Origin of the sequence: Bifidobacterium pseudolongum subsp. pseudolongum DSM 20099, from assembly GCF_000771225.1 — a bacterium.
GTDB classification, from domain to species: domain Bacteria; phylum Actinomycetota; class Actinomycetes; order Actinomycetales; family Bifidobacteriaceae; genus Bifidobacterium; species Bifidobacterium pseudolongum.
Genome location: NZ_JDTZ01000002.1, coordinates 384867 through 402132 on the forward strand (window position 1 = coordinate 384867; position 17266 = coordinate 402132).

General features: G+C 64.0%; 18 protein-coding genes and 1 tRNA gene. 3 read left to right on the top strand and 16 right to left on the bottom strand.

Features of this window, described 5'->3' with window-relative positions; all coding sequences use genetic code 11:
• Nucleotides 1-45: 45 nt before the first annotated feature.
• Together OU02_RS08460 and OU02_RS01710 are read right to left on the bottom strand one after the other, a co-directional pair.
• A complete protein-coding gene (locus OU02_RS08460) occupies nucleotides 46-135 on the bottom strand; it encodes a 30S ribosomal protein bS22 (RefSeq protein ID WP_004268639.1) in 90 nt (29 codons plus the stop codon).
• 88 nt (nucleotides 136-223) lie between these two features.
• Nucleotides 224-892 (bottom strand): hypothetical protein, encoded by a 669-nt coding sequence (locus tag OU02_RS01710; RefSeq protein WP_033488444.1) that lies wholly within the window; start codon nucleotides 890-892, stop codon nucleotides 224-226.
• A gap of 68 nt (nucleotides 893-960) precedes the next feature.
• Here OU02_RS01710 and radA point away from each other — a divergent pair, with 68 nt between their 5' ends.
• Nucleotides 961-2385 (top strand): DNA repair protein RadA, encoded by a 1425-nt coding sequence (gene radA, locus OU02_RS01715; RefSeq protein ID WP_033488445.1) that lies wholly within the window; start codon nucleotides 961-963, stop codon nucleotides 2383-2385.
• On the opposite strand, the gene ribF is transcribed toward radA, so the two are convergent.
• From ribF to nusA, 5 genes are all read right to left on the bottom strand, one after another.
• Nucleotides 2366-3619, bottom strand: a complete 1254-nt coding sequence (gene ribF / locus OU02_RS01720) for a bifunctional riboflavin kinase/FMN adenylyltransferase (RefSeq protein ID WP_033488446.1) — start codon at nucleotides 3617-3619, stop codon at nucleotides 2366-2368. The two genes, radA and ribF, sit on opposite strands and share 20 nt — an antisense overlap.
• 1 nt (nucleotide 3620) lies before the next feature.
• Nucleotides 3621-4670 (bottom strand): tRNA pseudouridine(55) synthase TruB, encoded by a 1050-nt coding sequence (truB, locus tag OU02_RS01725; RefSeq protein ID WP_033488447.1) that lies wholly within the window; start codon nucleotides 4668-4670, stop codon nucleotides 3621-3623.
• Between the two features lie 5 nt (nucleotides 4671-4675).
• Nucleotides 4676-5302, bottom strand: coding sequence for a 30S ribosome-binding factor RbfA (rbfA, locus tag OU02_RS01730; protein ID WP_033488448.1), 627 nt, complete (start codon nucleotides 5300-5302; stop codon nucleotides 4676-4678).
• A gap of 170 nt (nucleotides 5303-5472) precedes the next feature.
• Entirely contained in the window at nucleotides 5473-8286 is a 2814-nt protein-coding gene (gene infB / locus OU02_RS01735; protein WP_033488449.1) for a translation initiation factor IF-2, read from the bottom strand.
• Nucleotides 8287-8497: 211 nt separating this feature from the next.
• Nucleotides 8498-9565 carry a transcription termination factor NusA gene (gene nusA / locus OU02_RS01740; protein WP_033488450.1) on the bottom strand — a complete coding sequence of 356 codons (1068 nt, stop codon included), beginning with the start codon at nucleotides 9563-9565 and terminating at the stop codon, nucleotides 8498-8500.
• Between the two features lie 79 nt (nucleotides 9566-9644).
• Here nusA and OU02_RS01745 point away from each other — a divergent pair, with 79 nt between their 5' ends.
• Nucleotides 9645-10571: a hypothetical protein gene (locus OU02_RS01745; protein ID WP_152593124.1), complete on the top strand. Its 927-nt coding sequence runs from the start codon at nucleotides 9645-9647 to the stop codon at nucleotides 10569-10571.
• Nucleotides 10572-10672: 101 nt separating this feature from the next.
• A tRNA-Ser gene (locus tag OU02_RS01750) sits at nucleotides 10673-10758 on the top strand.
• A 244-nt stretch (nucleotides 10759-11002) separates the two neighbouring features.
• Here OU02_RS01750 and OU02_RS01755 read toward each other — a convergent pair.
• From OU02_RS01755 to secY, 9 genes are all read right to left on the bottom strand, one after another.
• Nucleotides 11003-11947: a tRNA pseudouridine synthase A gene (locus OU02_RS01755; RefSeq protein ID WP_033488452.1), complete on the bottom strand. Its 945-nt coding sequence runs from the start codon at nucleotides 11945-11947 to the stop codon at nucleotides 11003-11005.
• 103 nt (nucleotides 11948-12050) lie between these two features.
• Nucleotides 12051-12515: a 50S ribosomal protein L17 gene (gene rplQ / locus OU02_RS01760; protein ID WP_033488453.1), complete on the bottom strand. Its 465-nt coding sequence runs from the start codon at nucleotides 12513-12515 to the stop codon at nucleotides 12051-12053.
• Between the two features lie 85 nt (nucleotides 12516-12600).
• Entirely contained in the window at nucleotides 12601-13596 is a 996-nt protein-coding gene (locus tag OU02_RS01765; RefSeq protein ID WP_033488454.1) for a DNA-directed RNA polymerase subunit alpha, read from the bottom strand.
• Between the two features lie 79 nt (nucleotides 13597-13675).
• Nucleotides 13676-14074 carry a 30S ribosomal protein S11 gene (gene rpsK, locus OU02_RS01770; protein WP_004268616.1) on the bottom strand — a complete coding sequence of 133 codons (399 nt, stop codon included), beginning with the start codon at nucleotides 14072-14074 and terminating at the stop codon, nucleotides 13676-13678.
• A gap of 82 nt (nucleotides 14075-14156) precedes the next feature.
• A complete protein-coding gene (rpsM, locus tag OU02_RS01775) occupies nucleotides 14157-14534 on the bottom strand; it encodes a 30S ribosomal protein S13 (RefSeq protein ID WP_022858234.1) in 378 nt (125 codons plus the stop codon).
• 132 nt (nucleotides 14535-14666) lie between these two features.
• Nucleotides 14667-14780 carry a 50S ribosomal protein L36 gene (gene rpmJ / locus OU02_RS08465; RefSeq protein WP_003814578.1) on the bottom strand — a complete coding sequence of 38 codons (114 nt, stop codon included), beginning with the start codon at nucleotides 14778-14780 and terminating at the stop codon, nucleotides 14667-14669.
• Nucleotides 14781-14805: 25 nt separating this feature from the next.
• The gene (gene infA / locus OU02_RS01780; RefSeq protein WP_004268611.1) at nucleotides 14806-15024 is read right to left on the bottom strand and encodes a translation initiation factor IF-1; all 219 of its coding nucleotides are present in this window, start codon (nucleotides 15022-15024) and stop codon (nucleotides 14806-14808) included.
• A 220-nt stretch (nucleotides 15025-15244) separates the two neighbouring features.
• Entirely contained in the window at nucleotides 15245-15823 is a 579-nt protein-coding gene (locus OU02_RS01785) for an adenylate kinase (RefSeq protein WP_033488455.1), read from the bottom strand.
• Between the two features lie 99 nt (nucleotides 15824-15922).
• A complete protein-coding gene (secY, locus tag OU02_RS01790; protein ID WP_033488456.1) occupies nucleotides 15923-17260 on the bottom strand; it encodes a preprotein translocase subunit SecY in 1338 nt (445 codons plus the stop codon).
• Nucleotides 17261-17266: the final 6 nt, after the last annotated feature.

A 17266-nucleotide genomic window follows, 5' to 3' on the forward strand; every position in this document is an offset into this window, starting at 1 on the left:
CATTGGGGGCCTCCTGCCATATACGCTTACATCAGCTGGTAAAGACTACTTGCGCTGGTGGCGAGTCTTACGCAGCAGTTTGCGGTGCTTCTTCTTGCTCATCCGCTTGCGGCGCTTCTTGATGACCGAGCCCATCTCAAGCCTCCGTTCCATATACTCGAAAAGTTTGCAACTTGACACACTCTACACGGCTGAGCCGACTTTGCGCTTCGACTGCGCCCGACTAGACCGGGAACAGCTTGTAGACCGTCTCCACGCTTGCCTGCGGCCCGGTGGCGCGGAACACCACGGTGTCATTGCGCCACAACGCTGTGGCATTGCCGTCCGAGCCCTTGCCGGCCACCACCACATAACTGCCGGTGTTCTGCCCCGAGACCTTGATGTTGCCCGCGGCCAGCTGCTTGCCGTCCAGTGCCTTGGCGAGTTTCGCGTACTGTGTTTCGGCCTCTTCGGCGTCTGCCCACTGCCCCATCATCACGCGCACGTCTTTGGACTGGTCGCCGTTGCCGTACGTGACCGCATATGCTTCGACCGGCGCCGCCGACCGCCATTCATCGCTCGATTCAACCGCGCCACGCACATAATTCGACACATGCTCCGGCAGGATCTTGACGAGTTCGGACGCGTCGGTCGGCAATGGCTGCGCCGCGATCGTCGGCGTGGCCGAAGCGACCGCCGCGGGCACTTCGACCGGCTCGGGCGGCGTGCGCACCGCCCAGCCGGGCCACCCGAACGCGCTGACGAGCGCAAGCACCACAATGATCGCGGCGGCGCACACGACCGCACGCGCCCTACGCGCGGTCCCCGACGTCTGCGGTGCCGGCTGCGCCGTGGTCTTCGCCGTGGGCCGTGCAGCCGTGCGCCGTGCAGGGGTTCCCGAAGTCTTTGCCATAGCCATCATCTTGGCACAGCCGCCTGACGCCTCTTGCGCATGACGCGGGCAGGCGCTACGTTTCGAATATGGCAAAGAGCAATGTGAGCTACGTGTGCACCGAATGCGGCTGGACCGGGTCGAAGTGGTACGGCCGCTGCCCCGAATGCGGCCAATGGGGCACGATTGAGGAGTTCCGTGAGGCAAAGCCGAATCCGGCCACCACGCGCACGGCCGCTCCGGGCCGCACCGCGCGTACCACGGCGAGCGCCGTCGTTTCGAGCGCCGCGCAGCCAATCACGCAGATCGGCACGGCGTCGGTGACACGCATCCCCACCGGCTTCGGCGAATTTGACCGTGTGCTCGGCGGCGGTATTGTGCCCGGATCGGTCGTGTTGATCGCCGGCGAGCCGGGCATCGGCAAATCGACGCTGCTGCTCGAGACGGCGGGCAACGTCGCCAAGGCGAGCAGTGGCGCCGCGCAGCGCAATACCGCGCTCTATATTTCCGGTGAGGAGTCGCAGGCGCAGGTGCGGTTGCGCGCCTCGCGCATCGGCGCGGTCGAAGAGAATCTGCTGCTCGCCTCCACGACCGATCTGGCGACCGCGCTCGGCCTGATCGAGCAGCACAAGCCGGCGCTGGCGATTGTCGATTCGGCGCAGACGATCGTCTCGCAGGACGTGGATGGCATTTCCGGTGGCTCCACACAGGTGCGCGAGGTGGCGAGCGCGCTCATCGACACGGCCAAATCGCTCGACGTGCCGGTGCTGCTTGTGGGCCATGTGACCAAGGACGGATCGATTGCCGGCCCACGCACGCTTGAGCATCTGGTGGATGTGGTGTGCCAGTTCGAAGGCGATGCGCAGACCGCGTTGCGCATGTTGCGCGCGGTGAAGAACCGCTTCGGCCCCACCGACGAAGTGGGCTGTTTCGACATGAGTGGCATCGGCATCGAGGAGGTGACCGACCCGGCGGGCCTGTTCCTCTCGGCCACCGACGCGCCTGTCGAAGGCACGTGCGTCACGTTCACACTCGACGGCCACCGTTCGCTGCCGGTCGAAGTACAGGCGCTTGTGACCAAATCGGTGTTGCCCACGCCGCGCCGCGCCGCCAACGGTGTGGATACGAACCGCATCGCGATGCTCGTGGCTGTGCTGTACCGGCATGGGGGCCTTGCGCTGCTGACGAACGACCTGTACATCTCCACGATCGCCGGCGGTGTGGCCAAGGAGCCGGCGTGCGATCTGGCGATCTGCGCGGCATTGGCGAGTGCCGCGACGCATGTGCCAATCGCCAAGACCACGTGCGCGATCGGCGAGATCTCGCTCACCGGCCAGGTGCGCCCGGTGCCGCGGCTGGAATACCGCTTGCGCGAGGCGGCCCGTTTGGGGTTCACCACGGCCATTGTGCCGCCGTTGCGCACACCGGTGCACGTCGACGGTTTGGCGGTCGTACAGGTGCAGTCGCTCAAAGACGCGCTTGAGGCGATGCGACTCACGAAGCGCGCGAAGTGAGCTCCTTCGCCTCTTCGGCGTTGCGCTTGAGTTCGGCCACCAGGTCATCCGCGGAATCGAATTTGATCTGCGGGCGCAGGAATCCCACGAATTCGCAGCGCACACGGTGCCCATACAGCTCGAGCCAGTCGTCGGTGAGCGCGTAGGCTTCGAGCACGCGCTCGTCATGCCCGCTCTGTTCGTTGAACGTGGGTTTGCGTCCAATCGAGATCGCCGCCGGCCAACGGTACGGCGAGTATTCGGCGAGCCGGTGTTCCACACCGCCCGACGTGTACTGTTGCGAGACCGGTTCGGCGTCGGCTTCGGGCGCTTCGCTGTACGCGCGCTGTGACTCGTCGTAGTCGTCCGCCGGTCCCAGATCGATGAGCCAGCCGGCGTACACGCCGTCGACGGGCAGATAGCCGTCGATTGGCGTCTCCACGTTCGCTGTGGGGAATCCGATTGTGCGGCCGCGTTCCTCGCCGTGCACCACGGTGCCTTCCACGCCGTGCGTGTACCCGAGCACGTCATTGGCCGCCATGACGCGCCCCTGCCCCAGCAGCCACCGCACGTTCGTGGAGCTCAGTACGCGCACTTTCTTCGAATTCAACCGCTTCGTCAACGCGCGCTGTTCGGTTTTGCTCAGGCCCTCAAGCGGGTCGGCCGGCTCACCGCGGCCTTCGGGCATGCGCGGCGCGGCCTGCTGCGGCACGAACACATGGCCTCCGTGGTCGGGCACCACCACGAGTTCGAATACGCCGGTGCCTTCGGCGAGCCGGCCGATCGATTCCACCGTGCCTTCCAGATTGGCGCCCATGCGTGCGTCCTCGCCCAACACGAGCGTGCGCATGCCCAGTTTGCCCACAAGCTGGCCCAGGAAGAAGCGGAACGACTTCGCCGCGAACTCCAGGTCGTAGCGCACGATGAGCACATAATCCACGTGCAGCGCGTTCATCATGCGCAGGCGCTCGTCCACGCCGGTGATCTTCTGCGTGTCCTGCACGTCGGACCGCGGCTCCATGCCGCCGTTCTTCGCGGCGTACGCGTGCACGAACGCGGGGCGCGGGTCGAACATGATCACCACCGAGAAACACCGCTCACGTTGCGCGATGCGCACGGTCTCCTCGATCACCGCCTGGTGCCCGCGGTGCACACCGTCGAACACGCCCACCGTGACGACCGATTTCTTCGACGCGCTCAGTGTGGGCCATGCCACGGTGCCAGTGATGTCCGGCTGCAAACGAATGATGTTCAATTCATCTCACCTCTGTGTATGCCAATTGCTCAAGGTTGTCAGTGTGCGCTGGCCGGCGCGGGAACACGGTCAGCGGCTGCAGTTCGCGCGCGTTGGCGCGTTCCACGATCGCCACCACGTCGCACGTTTCCGGTACGACGGCAGCGCATGGCACTCCGGGTTCCACATGCGCCGGGCATGCGATGCGGCGGCCGAAGCGCAGGGCGCGCGCCTCGCCTTCGCCCACGTCCACGATGGGCAGCGCGCCGCGCACCGCGTCGAACATCGGCAGTGCATGGCTGAGCAGCGCGGGGCCCGTTTCGTCGAACACCGCACGGTTGCGCGTCACCTGTTCGCCTTCGCGGTTCGTGTACGTGCGCGATTCCACATGCGCATGCACCACGCGCGGGTCGTCGGCACGGAATGCGCCGACCGCTTCGCGCCGCAGCCGCGTCAGATGTGCGCCGCAGCCGAACAGTTCACCCAGATCGCGCGCCAACGCGCGGATATAGGTGCCGGCGGAACACTCCACCTCCACGTCCATGTCAAGCACCGGCGTGCCGTCTGCCGCCGTTGCGGCGCGCGTGCCAAGCACGTCGAAGCGGCTGACCGTCACCGTGCGCGCCTTGAGTTCCACTTCGGCGCCTGCACGCGCCAGATCGTAGGCGCGCCGGCCGTTGATTTTGATCGCCGAATACGCGTTCGGCACCTGTTCGATGCGCCCGGTGAACGATTGCGCCACGGCCTCGCGCACGGCGTCAAGGTCCGGCAGCGGCCCGGCAATGGCACCGGGAACGACCTCGCCGTCGGCGTCGTCGGTTGTGGTGCGCTGCCCAAAGCGCACGGTGGCGCTGTATGTTTTCGTGTGTTCCACAATGATGTTGAGCAGGCGCGTCGCATTGCCGAAGCCTACCACGAGCACGCCGGTGGCCATCGGGTCGAGCGTGCCGGCGTGGCCCACCTTGCGCATGTGCAACGCGCCGCGCGCGGCGGCCACAAGGTCGTGGCTCGTTACACCCTGCGGTTTGTCGATGATCAGCAGGCCGGATTCCCCGGCTGTTGTACCGGCCATGCGGGTCAGTCCTGCACGCGGTCGACCGTGGACTGCGGGTCGGACCCGGCGGGGTCCACCGGGTCGTCGTCGCTGCCATCGGCCGAGTCCTCGTCGTCGTCGAAGTCCTCGAGCTCCTCCACGGTCACCACGTCGCCGCCGTACTCGTTGTACTCGTCTTTGTCTTCGTGCTCCCGGTCCTCAAGCTCGTCTTCGGACTCGTCGTCATGCTTGTAGGGGTCGGCATCGCCCGCGTATTGCGCGTTCGCGCGCATGCGGGCGAGCTCCTCATCGCGGCGCCGTGCGGCCACGATGATGTCGTCGATCTCGTGCGCCTCGCCCGGCACCTCGTCGAAGATGAACTGCAGCTGCGGGGTCAGGCGCAGGCCGGCCTTGGCGCCGACCATCGTGCGCAGGCGCCCGCGCGCCTGGTTGAGTGCGGTCTGTGCGCGCTTGCGCTCGCCCTCGTCGTTGCCTGTGCGCGAGATCGTGGTCCAATACACTTTGGCGAGCTGCAGGTCGTTCGTCACCTTCACGTCGGTGATTGTGACGTTCTTGAGCCGCTTGTCGTGCAGCGTGGATTCCATGTTCGAAGCGATGACGCGTTGGATCAGCGCCGCGATGCGCGCGGCGCGAGGATTCGTTCCCTGCATGATGTTCCTTTTCGTATGGTCGTGTGTTCCAGTCTGGTACTGCTCACTAAGCGTAGTCGAAAACCTGCGGCGCGGGTGTCAGCCTGTTGCAAAACCGGGCGCGCGCAAAAAGGCGGGGCGGATCAGGAATGATCCGCCCCGCCTTTTTGCGCGTTCACCGCGCGCGGCGGTTACTTGCGTTCGATCTCGCGCATCTCGAAGGTCTCGATGATGTCGCCGATCTCGATGTCGTTGAACGTGCCCAGGTTGATGCCCGCCTCGTAGCCTTCCGAGACCGACTTGACGTCGTCCTTGAAACGGCGCAGCGAGCTGATCTCCAGGTCGTTGACCGTGGCCACGCCGTCGCGCAGAATGCGCGCCTTGGTGCCGCGCTTGACTTCGCCGTCGAGCACCATGACGCCGGCGATGTTGCCGAACTTGGACGAGCGGAAGATCTCGCGGATTTCGGAGTGCGAGGTGGTGACCTCTTCGAATTCCGGCTTGAGCATGCCCTTGAGCGAGGCCTCGATGTCTTCGATCGCCTTGTAGATGACCGAGTAGTACTTGATCTCCACGCCTTCGCGCTCCGCCAGATCGGCGACCTGACGGTTCGGACGCACGTTGAAGCCGATGATCACGGCCTTGTCCACGGAGGCGAGGTTCACGTCGTTCTGCGTGATCGCGCCGACGCCGCGGTGGATGACCTGGATGCCGACCTCGTCGGAGACCTCGATCTTCATGAGCGAATCCTCGAGCGCTTCCACAGAACCGGACGAATCGCCCTTGATCACGATGTTGAGCATGTCGATCTCGGACTTCGCGAACTGTTCCTTGAGGCTCTCGAGCGAAACGACCTTGCGGCGCTTCGCCAGCTGGGCGGCGCGCTCGGTGGCCTGCCGCTTCTCGGCGATCTGGCGTGCGGTGCGGTCGTCCGGCGCCACCAGGAACAGGTCGCCTGCGGTCGGCACCGAGGTCAGGCCAAGCACCTGCACCGGGGTCGACGGCAGCGCCGCTTCCATGTTCTTGCCGTTCTCGTCGAGCATCGCGCGCACACGGCCGTACGACGTGCCCGCCACAATCGAATCGCCGATGTGCAGGGTGCCGGACTGGACGAGCACGCTCGCCACGGCGCCGCGGCCCTTGTCGAGGCGCGCCTCAATCGTGGCGCCACGGGCGTCCATGTCGGGGTTCGCGCGCAGGTCGAGCTCCGCGTCGGCCGTGAGCAGCACCGCTTCGAGCAGCTTGTCGACGTTCGTGCCGTACTTCGCCGAGATGTCGACGAACATCGTGTTGCCACCGTACTCCTCGGGCACAAGGCCGAATTCGGTGAGCTGGCCGCGCACCTTGTCGGGGTTCGCACCCTCGACGTCGATCTTGTTCACGGCCACCACGATCGGCACACGTGCGGACTGCGCGTGGTTGATCGCCTCGACGGTCTGTGGCATCACGCCGTCGTCGGCCGCCACGATCAGGATCGCGATGTCGGTCAGCTCGGCGCCGCGGGCACGCATGGCGGTGAACGCCTCGTGGCCCGGGGTGTCGAGGAACGTGATCTTGCGCTCTTCGCCATCCATGTCCACAGTCACCTGGTAGGCGCCGATGCGCTGCGTGATGCCGCCGGCCTCGCGTGCGATGACGTTCGTCTGGCGGATTGTGTCGAGCAGTCGGGTCTTGCCGTGGTCCACGTGGCCCATCACGGTCACGACCGGCGGACGCGGCTTGAGGTCCTCGTCCTCCTGCAGTTCCTCGGACTCAAGGTCGATGTCGAACTGCTGGAGCAGCTCCTTGTCTTCCTCTTCCGCGGACACGACCTTGATGTTCCAGCCGATCTCGTCGCCCAGGATCTGGAACGTCGCCTCATCGAGCGACTGCGTGGCCGTGGCCATCTCGCCCAAGTGGAACAGCACGGTCACGAGGGCCGCCGGATTGACGTTGATCTTCTCGGCAAGGTCCGCGAGCGACGAGCCCTGGCGCAGTTTGATCGTCTGGCCATTGCCCTTGGGGATGCGCACGCCACCGATGACGGGTGCTTTCATCTCCTCGTATTCATGGCGCTTCGCCAAGCGGTTCTTACGTGCCTTCGAGGACTTGCCGCCCTGACGGCCGAACGCGCCGGCCGCGCCACCGCGGCCGCGGCCGCCGCCACGCGACGGGCCGTTGCTCGGACCGTTGTTGTTCTGGAAGTTGCCGCCACCGCCAAAGCGGTTGCCACCGGGGCGCCCGTTGTTGCCACCGCCCTGATTCTGGCGGTGCTGGCCCCACTGGCCCGGACGTGCTCCTGTGCCCGGACCGGGGCGTCCGTTGCGGGCGCCGCCACGAGCACCGGGACGGCCGCCACGACGACTGTCGTTCACGGTCGGGCGTGCCATCGGGTGCGGGCGCGGAATGTCACCCGGCGTGGGGGTATGCATGCCCTGCTTGCGGCTGAACGGGTTGTTGCCCGGACGTGGCGCATGCTGCTGCGGTGCGCCCGGCTTGGCGCCGCCGCCCTGCTGGCCGTTGCCCTGGCCGCCGCGGGGCGTGCGGGGGCCAGGCGTCGGCGCGTTGGGACGTGCGTTCGAACGCTCGTTGCGGTTCGTGCTCTGCTGGCCAGGGCGCGGGCCGCCGTTCGCGCGCGGCGAAGCGGAACGCTGGCCGCCACGTGGCGCCTCGGACTGGGCGTTGTGGCGAGGGCCGGGACGCTGGCCCGGCTTGGCCGTTGTGGGGCGTGCGCCGGACGGCTTGGGGGCCGCTGGTTTGGCCGAAGTCTCTGATGCGGGAGTTGCGGGGGCCACAGGCTTCTTGGGCTGCGGCTTGGCTGCGTGGGTGTTGTTCTTGGCGGCGGGTGCTGCCGCGGAGTCGGCGTTCGCCTTGGGGAACGCTTCCTTGAGTCGGCGGGCGACCGGGGTCTCCACTGTCGAAGACGCCGATTTGACGAATTCGCCCATGTCCTTGAGCTTTTCAAGGACGGTCTTGCTGTCTACGCCAAGTTCCTTGGCGAGTTCATATACGCGTGCTTTCGGCACTCAATTTCTCCTATTTCCCAGCCGCGCGTACATACCAGCGCAGCTGCTTATCTTTTCACGGCGAGCATGCTGTATCTCATCGTGTGACCATGGTTGTTCTACCTCGCTCTGTTTTTCGGGCATTCCAAGAGCGCCCGACGTACAGATTTCGTGTTCAGCATACTCCCGCCGGTGGATACACGGCGGGAGTATTGCGGCGCGAGAAATATGCCTAGTTCCCGCTGTTTTCGCCGCTCTGCGCAGCTTCCTGCTGCGCCTTGAGCGCGGCCTGTTTCTTTGCGAACGTCTCTTCGGATTCGATGCCGATCTTCCAACCGGTCAGCTTGGCCGCCAGACGCGCGTTCTGCCCTTCCTTGCCGATGGCGAGCGAGAGCTGGTCATCGTGGATGAACGCGATCGCGGTCTGGTTCTTCTCGCTGATCACCTGCACGCCCGAGACGACGGCCGGCGAGAGCGCGGCCGCGACGAACGTGGCTGGGTCGTTCGACCAATCGACGATGTCGATCTTCTCCGGGCCCAGGTTCTCCATCACCGCGCGCACACGCGAACCACCAGGTCCGATCAGCGCGCCCTTCGGATTGACGCCCGGCGTGTTGGCGCGCACGGCGATCTTGGTGCGGGCGCCGGCCTCGCGCGCGATCGCCATAATCGAAACGGCGCCCGAAACGAGTTCCGGCACCTCGCGTTCGAACAGGCGGCGCACCAGTTCCGGGTGCGAGCGCGACACGATGATCTCCGGGCCCTTGAGGCCGCGCGAGACGTTCACCACGTACACGCGGATGCGCTCACCATGGCGGTAACGCTCCCCCGGCACCTGTTCGCGCCGCGGCAGGATCGCCTCCACGTCGCCCACGGCCACGTGCACGTTCGCGGTGTCCTTCGCGTCCTGCTGCACCACGCCAGTGATCAGCTTGCCGCGCTGGCCCGAGAACGCGCCGAAGATCTTGTCGTCCTCGGCCTTGCGGAACAGCTGCTGGATCACCTGGCGCGCGGTCGCCGCGGCCAGACGCCCGAAGTCGTTCGGGGTGTCGTCATACTCCTCGCCGAGCTTTGGCGCGGGGTGCGGATCGTCTTCAGTGGGCTCCTGCGGGATCTCGTCCTGCGCCCAGATGGTGAATGTGCCGGCACGCGGGTCCAGTTCGACGCGCGCGTGCTTCGCTGCATGAGGTGTTTTCAGATACGCGAGACGCAATGCTTCAGACAGCGCCTCGTCCACGGTTGCGGTATCGATTTCCTGCTCGCGAGCGAGCTGGTAAATGCCGTTCAGGTCCAGTTCCATGATGTAGACCTCCTATTTTGAGTTATATACACGAGCGCTCTGCCCCTGTGGTCACAGTCCATAACTACTGTAGTGATTCATGCCGACACGCCCATATCTGTTGTATGCACACCGCGCCCACCATTCGCGACTCGCGGCCGCTCTGAGCTGTCTGCTTGCGGTGTGCATGCTCGCCGGCTGCGCCGCGCCGCGGCTTGCGGGGCGCGCGGAGTCGGAGCAGCGGCTCAGCCCGTGCGAATCCGCGGTCGAGGCGGCTTCGGCTGGCACCGAGCGCGCCACGAGCGCGGACTCGCCGATCACGATGCGGTATGTGGCGGCGAAGCAGGCGCAGCACGACTGGCTCGACGTGGCGGTGCAGTGCCCGCTGCGCTTTGCCGAAGGCACGATGCGCAGCGCGCAGATGCAGTACCGCACGCAACAGCTCGCGCGTATGCTGGGAGCGAACAGCCAACCACTGACCGTCACGCGGCTCGATAGTGTGGCCAGCGTGTCGGTCGGCGGCGATGCACTGGCACAGGCCGCGCTCGCCGACGACCGCGCGGGATTCGCCACCGAAGTGCTTGCGGGGCGGTTCGTGAGCGGTGTGGCGCGCGACGCGCGGACCACACCGCTCGCCGAAGACGGCACACTGCTCGCGATGAGCGAGAACCACAAGCAAGCGGCCTCGCAGATGATGCAGTTGTCCAACGGCGCGCGCGACCTGCGGCAGAAGCTGTACGGCACCGACGAGCTGCTCGCGCACAGCGCCAACGTGACCGACCCGGTGAACGGATTGCGCGCCAACACCGTGGCCGTTGTGGAGATGTCATGCGCGCGTGAGGAGATGCAGGCGATCGCGCAGTCCACGCGCACGATGGAGCTGCCGGATGACGCGAACGCCGTGCAGCAGGCACAGCAGGGGCTGTTGCAGCTTTCGCTGCTCGCCGCCACGCACGCCTATACCGCGTTCGATCTGGGGTATCCGAGCAGTGACTATGCGGTGTTCGCCGCGGATGATGATGAGTGATGAGCGGCTGGCTTGGGTGTGGTTACAACACGCGACATGCCCATGGATTTGACGTGGGTGCAGCTTGTGGCATAATGAATAAGTTGCTTGATTGCAGCAAAGGATGAGTGTCCGAGCGGTCTAAGGAGCACGCCTCGAAAGCGTGTGAGGGCAACCCCCTCCGCGAGTTCGAATCTCGCCTCATCCGCCCCTAGGGTTTTTGGTTCGTGCCAAAAACCCTTTTTGTTTTCCGGACTCCCCTGCCGTTCATCGGCCTATATGACCGGTTTATCTGGCATCGCACGTGTGATATTGGTCAATACAGGGCGGAGCATGTGCCACGGCTCAATCACCACACATCCACATACACACATGTGGATATGTGGAATGATTCACCCGCCCGTCCACAATCCACCGGGAATGTGCACAGGCGCCACAAGCCATCCACCGGCTCATACGGCAGGCTGATCAGGAAGCGTCCGGCGTGCACGTATTTTCTCGGCGCGCGAAGCGAGTTCACCCTCTGCCGGGTACTCTATGTGCTCGAGCGTGAGGCCTTCCGGCGCGATCGGTCCGGTCGAGCCTTCGCGCAATGGCGTGGCAATCTTATCGGCAAACCAGCCGACGGTGCGCTTGCCGAGTCCCACCTGTACACAGCCGTTGACGAGCGAACGCACCATGTTGCGCGCGAACGCGTCGGCCACGATCGTAAAACAGAGCAGTCCGGATTCCATCGCCGGCGTACGGTAGCGCTCCCCGCGCGGGTCAGCGATGAGCGGGCGCGTGGGCACACGGCTCCAATACGCGGTTTTGACGTCGCGGATTGTGGTGCCACCGGGATTGGCAATGGCGAACGAGCCGAAATCGTGCAGTCCGATCGTGCACGCGGCGGCCTCGTTCATCGCGGATTCGTCGAGCCGCTGGTCAGTGAGCCACACATAGCTCTGCTGGCGCGGGTCCCATGCGCTGGGGTCGTCGCAGATGCGGTAGACGTACGTGCGCTCGAGCGCGGAGAAGCGCGCGTCAAAGCCTGCCGGCGCGACGGAGACGCGGTGGATCGCGATATCGCCGGGCATCATGCGCTGCAGCCGCAATTCGAGCGCCCGTACCGGCTCGGTGCGCATGTGGCCGACACAGCGCGCGAGCTGCGCCTCGGTCACGTCGACATGGCACACCTGATGCGCGGCGTGCACGCCCGCATCGGTACGGCCGGCCACCACAAGATGAGGCAGTGGCGTGCGCCCGTCCGCTTGCGCGGCACCGTCCGGCCGCATGCCGCATAGCACGCGCTCCAACGCGGCTTCGACTTCCCCCTGCACCGTGCGTTTGCCAGGCTGAGCGGCCCAGCCGTTGAATGAGAACCCGTCGTAACCCAGATCTATACGCAGACGAACCATGGTGCACGAGTCTAGCAACGGCGCGCTACTGCGGCGCACGGCGGAGAAACGAACAGGGCTGGAACCCTTGCGGATTCCAGCCCTGCGCAGTCTGTGGTCAGACTCACTCAGCCTGTTCGGCTTCGTTGGCTTCAGCCTCGACCGGAGCCTGGTCTGCGGCAACCTTGGTGGCTGCCTCTGCTTCCTTGACGACGGCCTTCTTGGGGCTCACCGGCTCGGTGACGAGCTCGATGATCGCCGCAGGCGCCGAATCGCCCTTGCGCGGAGCGATCTTGACGATGCGGGTGTAGCCGCCTTCGCGCTGCTCCATCTGCTCTGCGATCTGCGTGAACAGCTTGTGCACCACGGACTTGTTGCGAATCACGCGCATCACGCGGCGGCGGGAGTGCAGGTCACCGCGCTTGGCGAAGGTGATCAGGCGCTCGGCCAGCGGGCGAAGGCGCTTGGCCTTCGGCAGCGTAGTGGTGATGCGGCCGTGCATGAACAGGCTCGTGGCCATATTCGCGAGCATCAGGCGCTCATGTGCCGGGCTGGAAGCCAGACGTGGGCCTTTCTTAGGTGTTGGCATTGGTTTCTCCTTGATTGCCCCGCCGGCTCAGGTGGGCATGAGCCCGAACATCCGAGACCGTCGAAGCGGTTGTGTCGAAGGTGGTTTACTCGTCTTCTGGCGAGAAGAACGTGCCGCCTTCGAGATTGGTGGCGTCGAAGCCGAGCGGCGAGGCCTTGAGCGCAAGCCCGAGGGACTGCAGCTTCTCTTTGACCTCATCGATGGACTTCATGCCGAAATTACGGATGTCGAGCAGATCCTGCTCCGTGTGGTTGACCAGCTCGCCGACCGTGTGGATGCCCTCGCGCTTGAGGCAGTTGTAGCTGCGCTGCGTGAGGTTGAGGTCCTCGATCGGAACGGACATCTCCGGATCGGCCTCTTCGACAACTGGTGCCGGGCCGACTTCGACGCCCTCTGCCTGGGTGTTGAGCTCGCGGCACAGGCCGAAGAGCTCGACAAGCGTCGATCCTGCGGACGCCATGGCATCACGCGGGGAGATGGCGGGCTTGGTCTCCACGTCCAGGATGAGCCGATCGAAGTCGGTGCGCTGTTCCACGCGCGTGGCTTCGACCTTGTAGCTCACCTTGAGCACTGGGGAATAGATGGAATCGACCGGGATGCGGCCGATTTCATCGCCATCCTGCTTGTTCATCTGGGCAGGCACATAACCGCGGCCGCGCTCAACGGTGAACTCGATCTCGAGTTCGCCGTCATCGGCGAGCGTTGCGATATGCATCTGCGGGTTGGCGATGGTCACGCCGGCCGGCGGGGTGATGTCCCCCGCGGTGGCCTCACCCTTGCCGCTCTTGCGCAGATACATGACAACCGGCTCATCGTATTCGCTGGTGAGCACGATGCCCTTGATGTTCAGCAGAATTTCAGTGACGTCTTCTTCCACACCCGGCAGAGTGGTGAACTCATGCAGGGCGCCGGAGATACGCACCGAAGTCACAGCCGCTCCCGGAATCGAGCTCAGGAGGGTGCGGCGCAGCGAATTGCCAAGCGTATAGCCGAACCCAGGTTCGAGAGGCTCGATGATGAAACGGGAACGCTGAGGGTTCAGGGATTCCTCGGTAAGTGTCGGACGCTGTGCGATAAGCACTGTGGTTATCCTTTCAGCTTCGGCCGGTGGTGCACTCACCGGTCTCAAGCGGCTTTGGATGGATGGGATTGTCTAGTGCTCAGACGCGACGACGCTTCGGGGGACGAACGCCGTTGAACGCTTGTGGGGTCACATCGGTGATGGAACCGACTTCGAGGCCCGCGGACTGCAGGGAACGGATGGCGGTCTCACGGCCGGAACCCGGGCCCTTGACGAAGACGTCAACCTTCTTGACGCCGTGTTCCATGGCCTTGCGGGCCGCGGATTCAGCTGCCATGCCTGCAGCGTACGGCGTGGACTTGCGGGAGCCCTTGAAACCGACGTCGCCACCGGAAGCCCAGGACACGACTGCGCCCGAAGGATCGGTGATCGAAATGATGGTGTTGTTAAACGTTGACTTGATGTGCGCCTGACCGACCGGGATCGACTTGCGATCGCGGCGACGAGTCTTGCGCGCGGCCTGCTTTTGAGCTGCCATTGACCCTCGTTTCCTTGTAACGAACTCTTGTTTGTTGCTGCGGCGATGGTGGTCGCCGTGGCCGCAGCTGAGGACTCACCTATTACTTGGTGGCCTTCTTCTTTCCAGCGACCGTACGCTTCGGTCCCTTGCGGGTACGCGCGTTGGTCTTGGTGCGCTGTCCGCGCACTGGGAGTCCCTTACGGTGACGCATGCCCTGGTAGCAGTTGATCTGAATCTTACGACGGATGTCCGCGTCGATCTCACGACGCAGGTCGCCCTCGATCTTGTAGTTGGACTCGAGGTAATCACGCAGCGTGATGAGCTGCTCATCCGTCAGGTCCTTGACGCGGGTGTCCGGGTTGATGCCGGTGGCTTCAAGGGTTTCCTTCGCACGAGTGCGGCCTACACCGAAGATGTAGGTGAGCGCGATCTCGATGCGCTTGTCATTGGGGATGTCGACTCCGGCAAGACGTGCCATTGCGATTCCTTCTGTTTCACACAGGTCTTGCACCGAGTCTCCCGGTTTCCCGGCCCGGGCCTGTGTTCCCGGGGTTCAGCCCCATGCGGGGTTGTGACTTAGTGCCTGGATTGTTGTGCCGCTGGTATCTGCTCAGCCCTGACGCTGCTTGTGACGCGGGTTGGTGCAAATCACCATGACGCGGCCGTGGCGACGGATCACGCGGCAGTTTTCGCAGATCCTCTTCACACTTGGGCTAACCTTCATGGTTGTTCCTTACTTTGGTTGTACCTTACTTGTATCGGTACGTAATACGACCACGGTTGAGATCGTACGGGCTCATCTCGAGCACCACGCGGTCCTGCGGCAAGATACGGATGTAGTTCTTGCGCATTTTGCCGGAAATGGTGGCAAGCACGATATGCTTGTTCTCAAGTTCGACTCGGAACATTGCGTTTGGCAATGCCTCGACTACTCGTCCTTCGACTTCAATCACACCGTCTTTTGCCATAGGTTCTGGTTCCGTTCCTCGGTTGTATTACTGCTGTGTCCGAAGACACACCAAATTGCAAGAATACACGAAATCACTGCCAAACAAAACTCGGCGTGTCGTAATACGCACCCGCCACGCATAACCGCTCCGCGCGCACCCCTATTCCTTATGTGTTGGGCCGGCGCGCCCTGTGGGATCGCGCCGGCCCAACAATGAGGAAAGGCTGCCGTCGCGCAGGTCAGCGCGCCTGCACGTTGGCGTCGAGCTTGGCGATGATCGCGTTGCTGATCTCGTCGATCTCTCCCACGCCGTTCACGCTGATGAGCAGTCCGCGCTGCTTGTAGATGTCCAGCAGCGGGGCGGTCTCCTTCTCATAGGTCTCCAGACGCTTGGCGATCACTTCCGGCGTGTCGTCGGAGCGGCCCTGCTCCTTGGCGCGCTTCTCCATGCGCTCGAGCAGCACGTCGCGGCTCGCTTCGAGCGCCACCACGGCGTCGAGATGCTGACCGAGCTCTTCGAGCATCGCGTCGAGCGCCTCGACCTGCGAAGCGTTGCGCGGGTAGCCATCGAGGATCCAGCCGTTGGCGGCGTCGTCCTGCGCAAGGCGGTCCTTGACGATGGAGTTCGTCAGCTCGTCGGGCACGAGTTCGCCCTTGTCGGTGTACGAGAGCGCCTCAAGGCCGAGCGGGGTCTTGTTCTTGATGTTGAAGCGGAAGATGTCGCCGGTCGAGATGGCCGGAATGTCGTAGTGCGTGCTCAGCAGAGCAGCCTGCGTACCCTTGCCCACACCTTGGGGGCCCATGATCAGCAGTCGCATGAATCGTCCTTTCATACTTGGTCAATACCGGCGCGGATGCCCGGTGCTGGGTGAATATGCATACGTGGCCGGTGGTTTGCACCACCGGCCACGGTATACTCACTTGCCTTCGATATGGCTCGTGTTGTCGAACAGGAAGCCAGCGTACTGGTACTGCTCGGTTTGAGCCTTCGCCTGGCGCAGCGTGTCGAGGCCGACGCCGGCGATGATCAGGATGGTGGTGCCACCGAACGGCAGATTCGCGTTCAGGTTGAGCGCCATGATGAGCACAGTCGGCAGCAGCGCCACAAAGAGCAGGTAGACCGCGCCGACGGTGTTCAAGCGGTTGATGACGTACTTCAGGTAGCGGGCAGTGGCGTTGCCGGCGCGGATGCCGGGAATGAAACCGCCATACTGCTTCATGTTGTCCGCCGTCTCATCGGTGTTGAACGTGATCTCGGTGTAGAAGAACGTGAAGAACACGATCATGAGGGCGTACAGGCAGATGTACCACACGGAGGTGGTATTGGCCAGATTCGTGTTGATCCACTGCACCCAGCCGGATTCGGCATTGCCGAACTGCGAGATCAGCGTGGGGATCGCCAGGATCGACGAGGCGAAAATCGGCGGGATGACGCCGCTCATATTGATCTTGAGTGGCAGATAGGTGGAGGATCCGCCGTACATCTTGCGGCCGATCATGCGGCGCGTGTACTGCACCGGGATACGGCGCTGGGAGAGTTCCACATAGTTGACGAAGATCATGATCGCAAGCAGCACGCCGGTGACGATGCCGAACTTGGCCCAGTTGCCGTCGGTGCCGTTGGTGCCCCAGCCGATGTTCCATAGCTGCGGCAGGAAGCCGGAGCAGATGGAGAGGAAGATGAGGATTGACATGCCCTGGCCAATGCCCTTTTCGGTGATGAGCTCGGCCATCCACATGATCAGGCCGGTGCCGCCGGTCATGACGAGGACCATGACGATCAGGGTCCACACGTCGTCGTTCGGGATGATGCCCGAGCACTGGTAGTTGAACAGCGCGCCCGACTTGGCGGTCACGACGATCGTGGACGACTGCAGTAAGGCCAGGCCGATGGTCAGGTAACGCGTGTACTGGGTGAGCTTCGCCTCGCCAGACTGGCCTTCCTTGTGCAGGGCCTCGAAGCGCGGAATCACCACACGCAGCAGCTGGATCACGATGGATGCGGTGATGTACGGCATCACACCGAGTGCGAAGATCGACAGCTGCAGCATGGCGCCACCGGAGAACAGGTTCACCAGACCGATGAAGTTCTCGGAGTTGCCGCTCATCTGTGTCACGCAGTTGTTGACGACGGTTTCGTCGACGCCTGGCGCCGGAATGTACGAGCCGATTCGGTAAATGATGATCATGCCAAGGACGAAGAGGATTTTGTTCCTCAGTTCCTTGGTCCGAAAGGCCTGGATAAGTGTCCTCACCTTGGG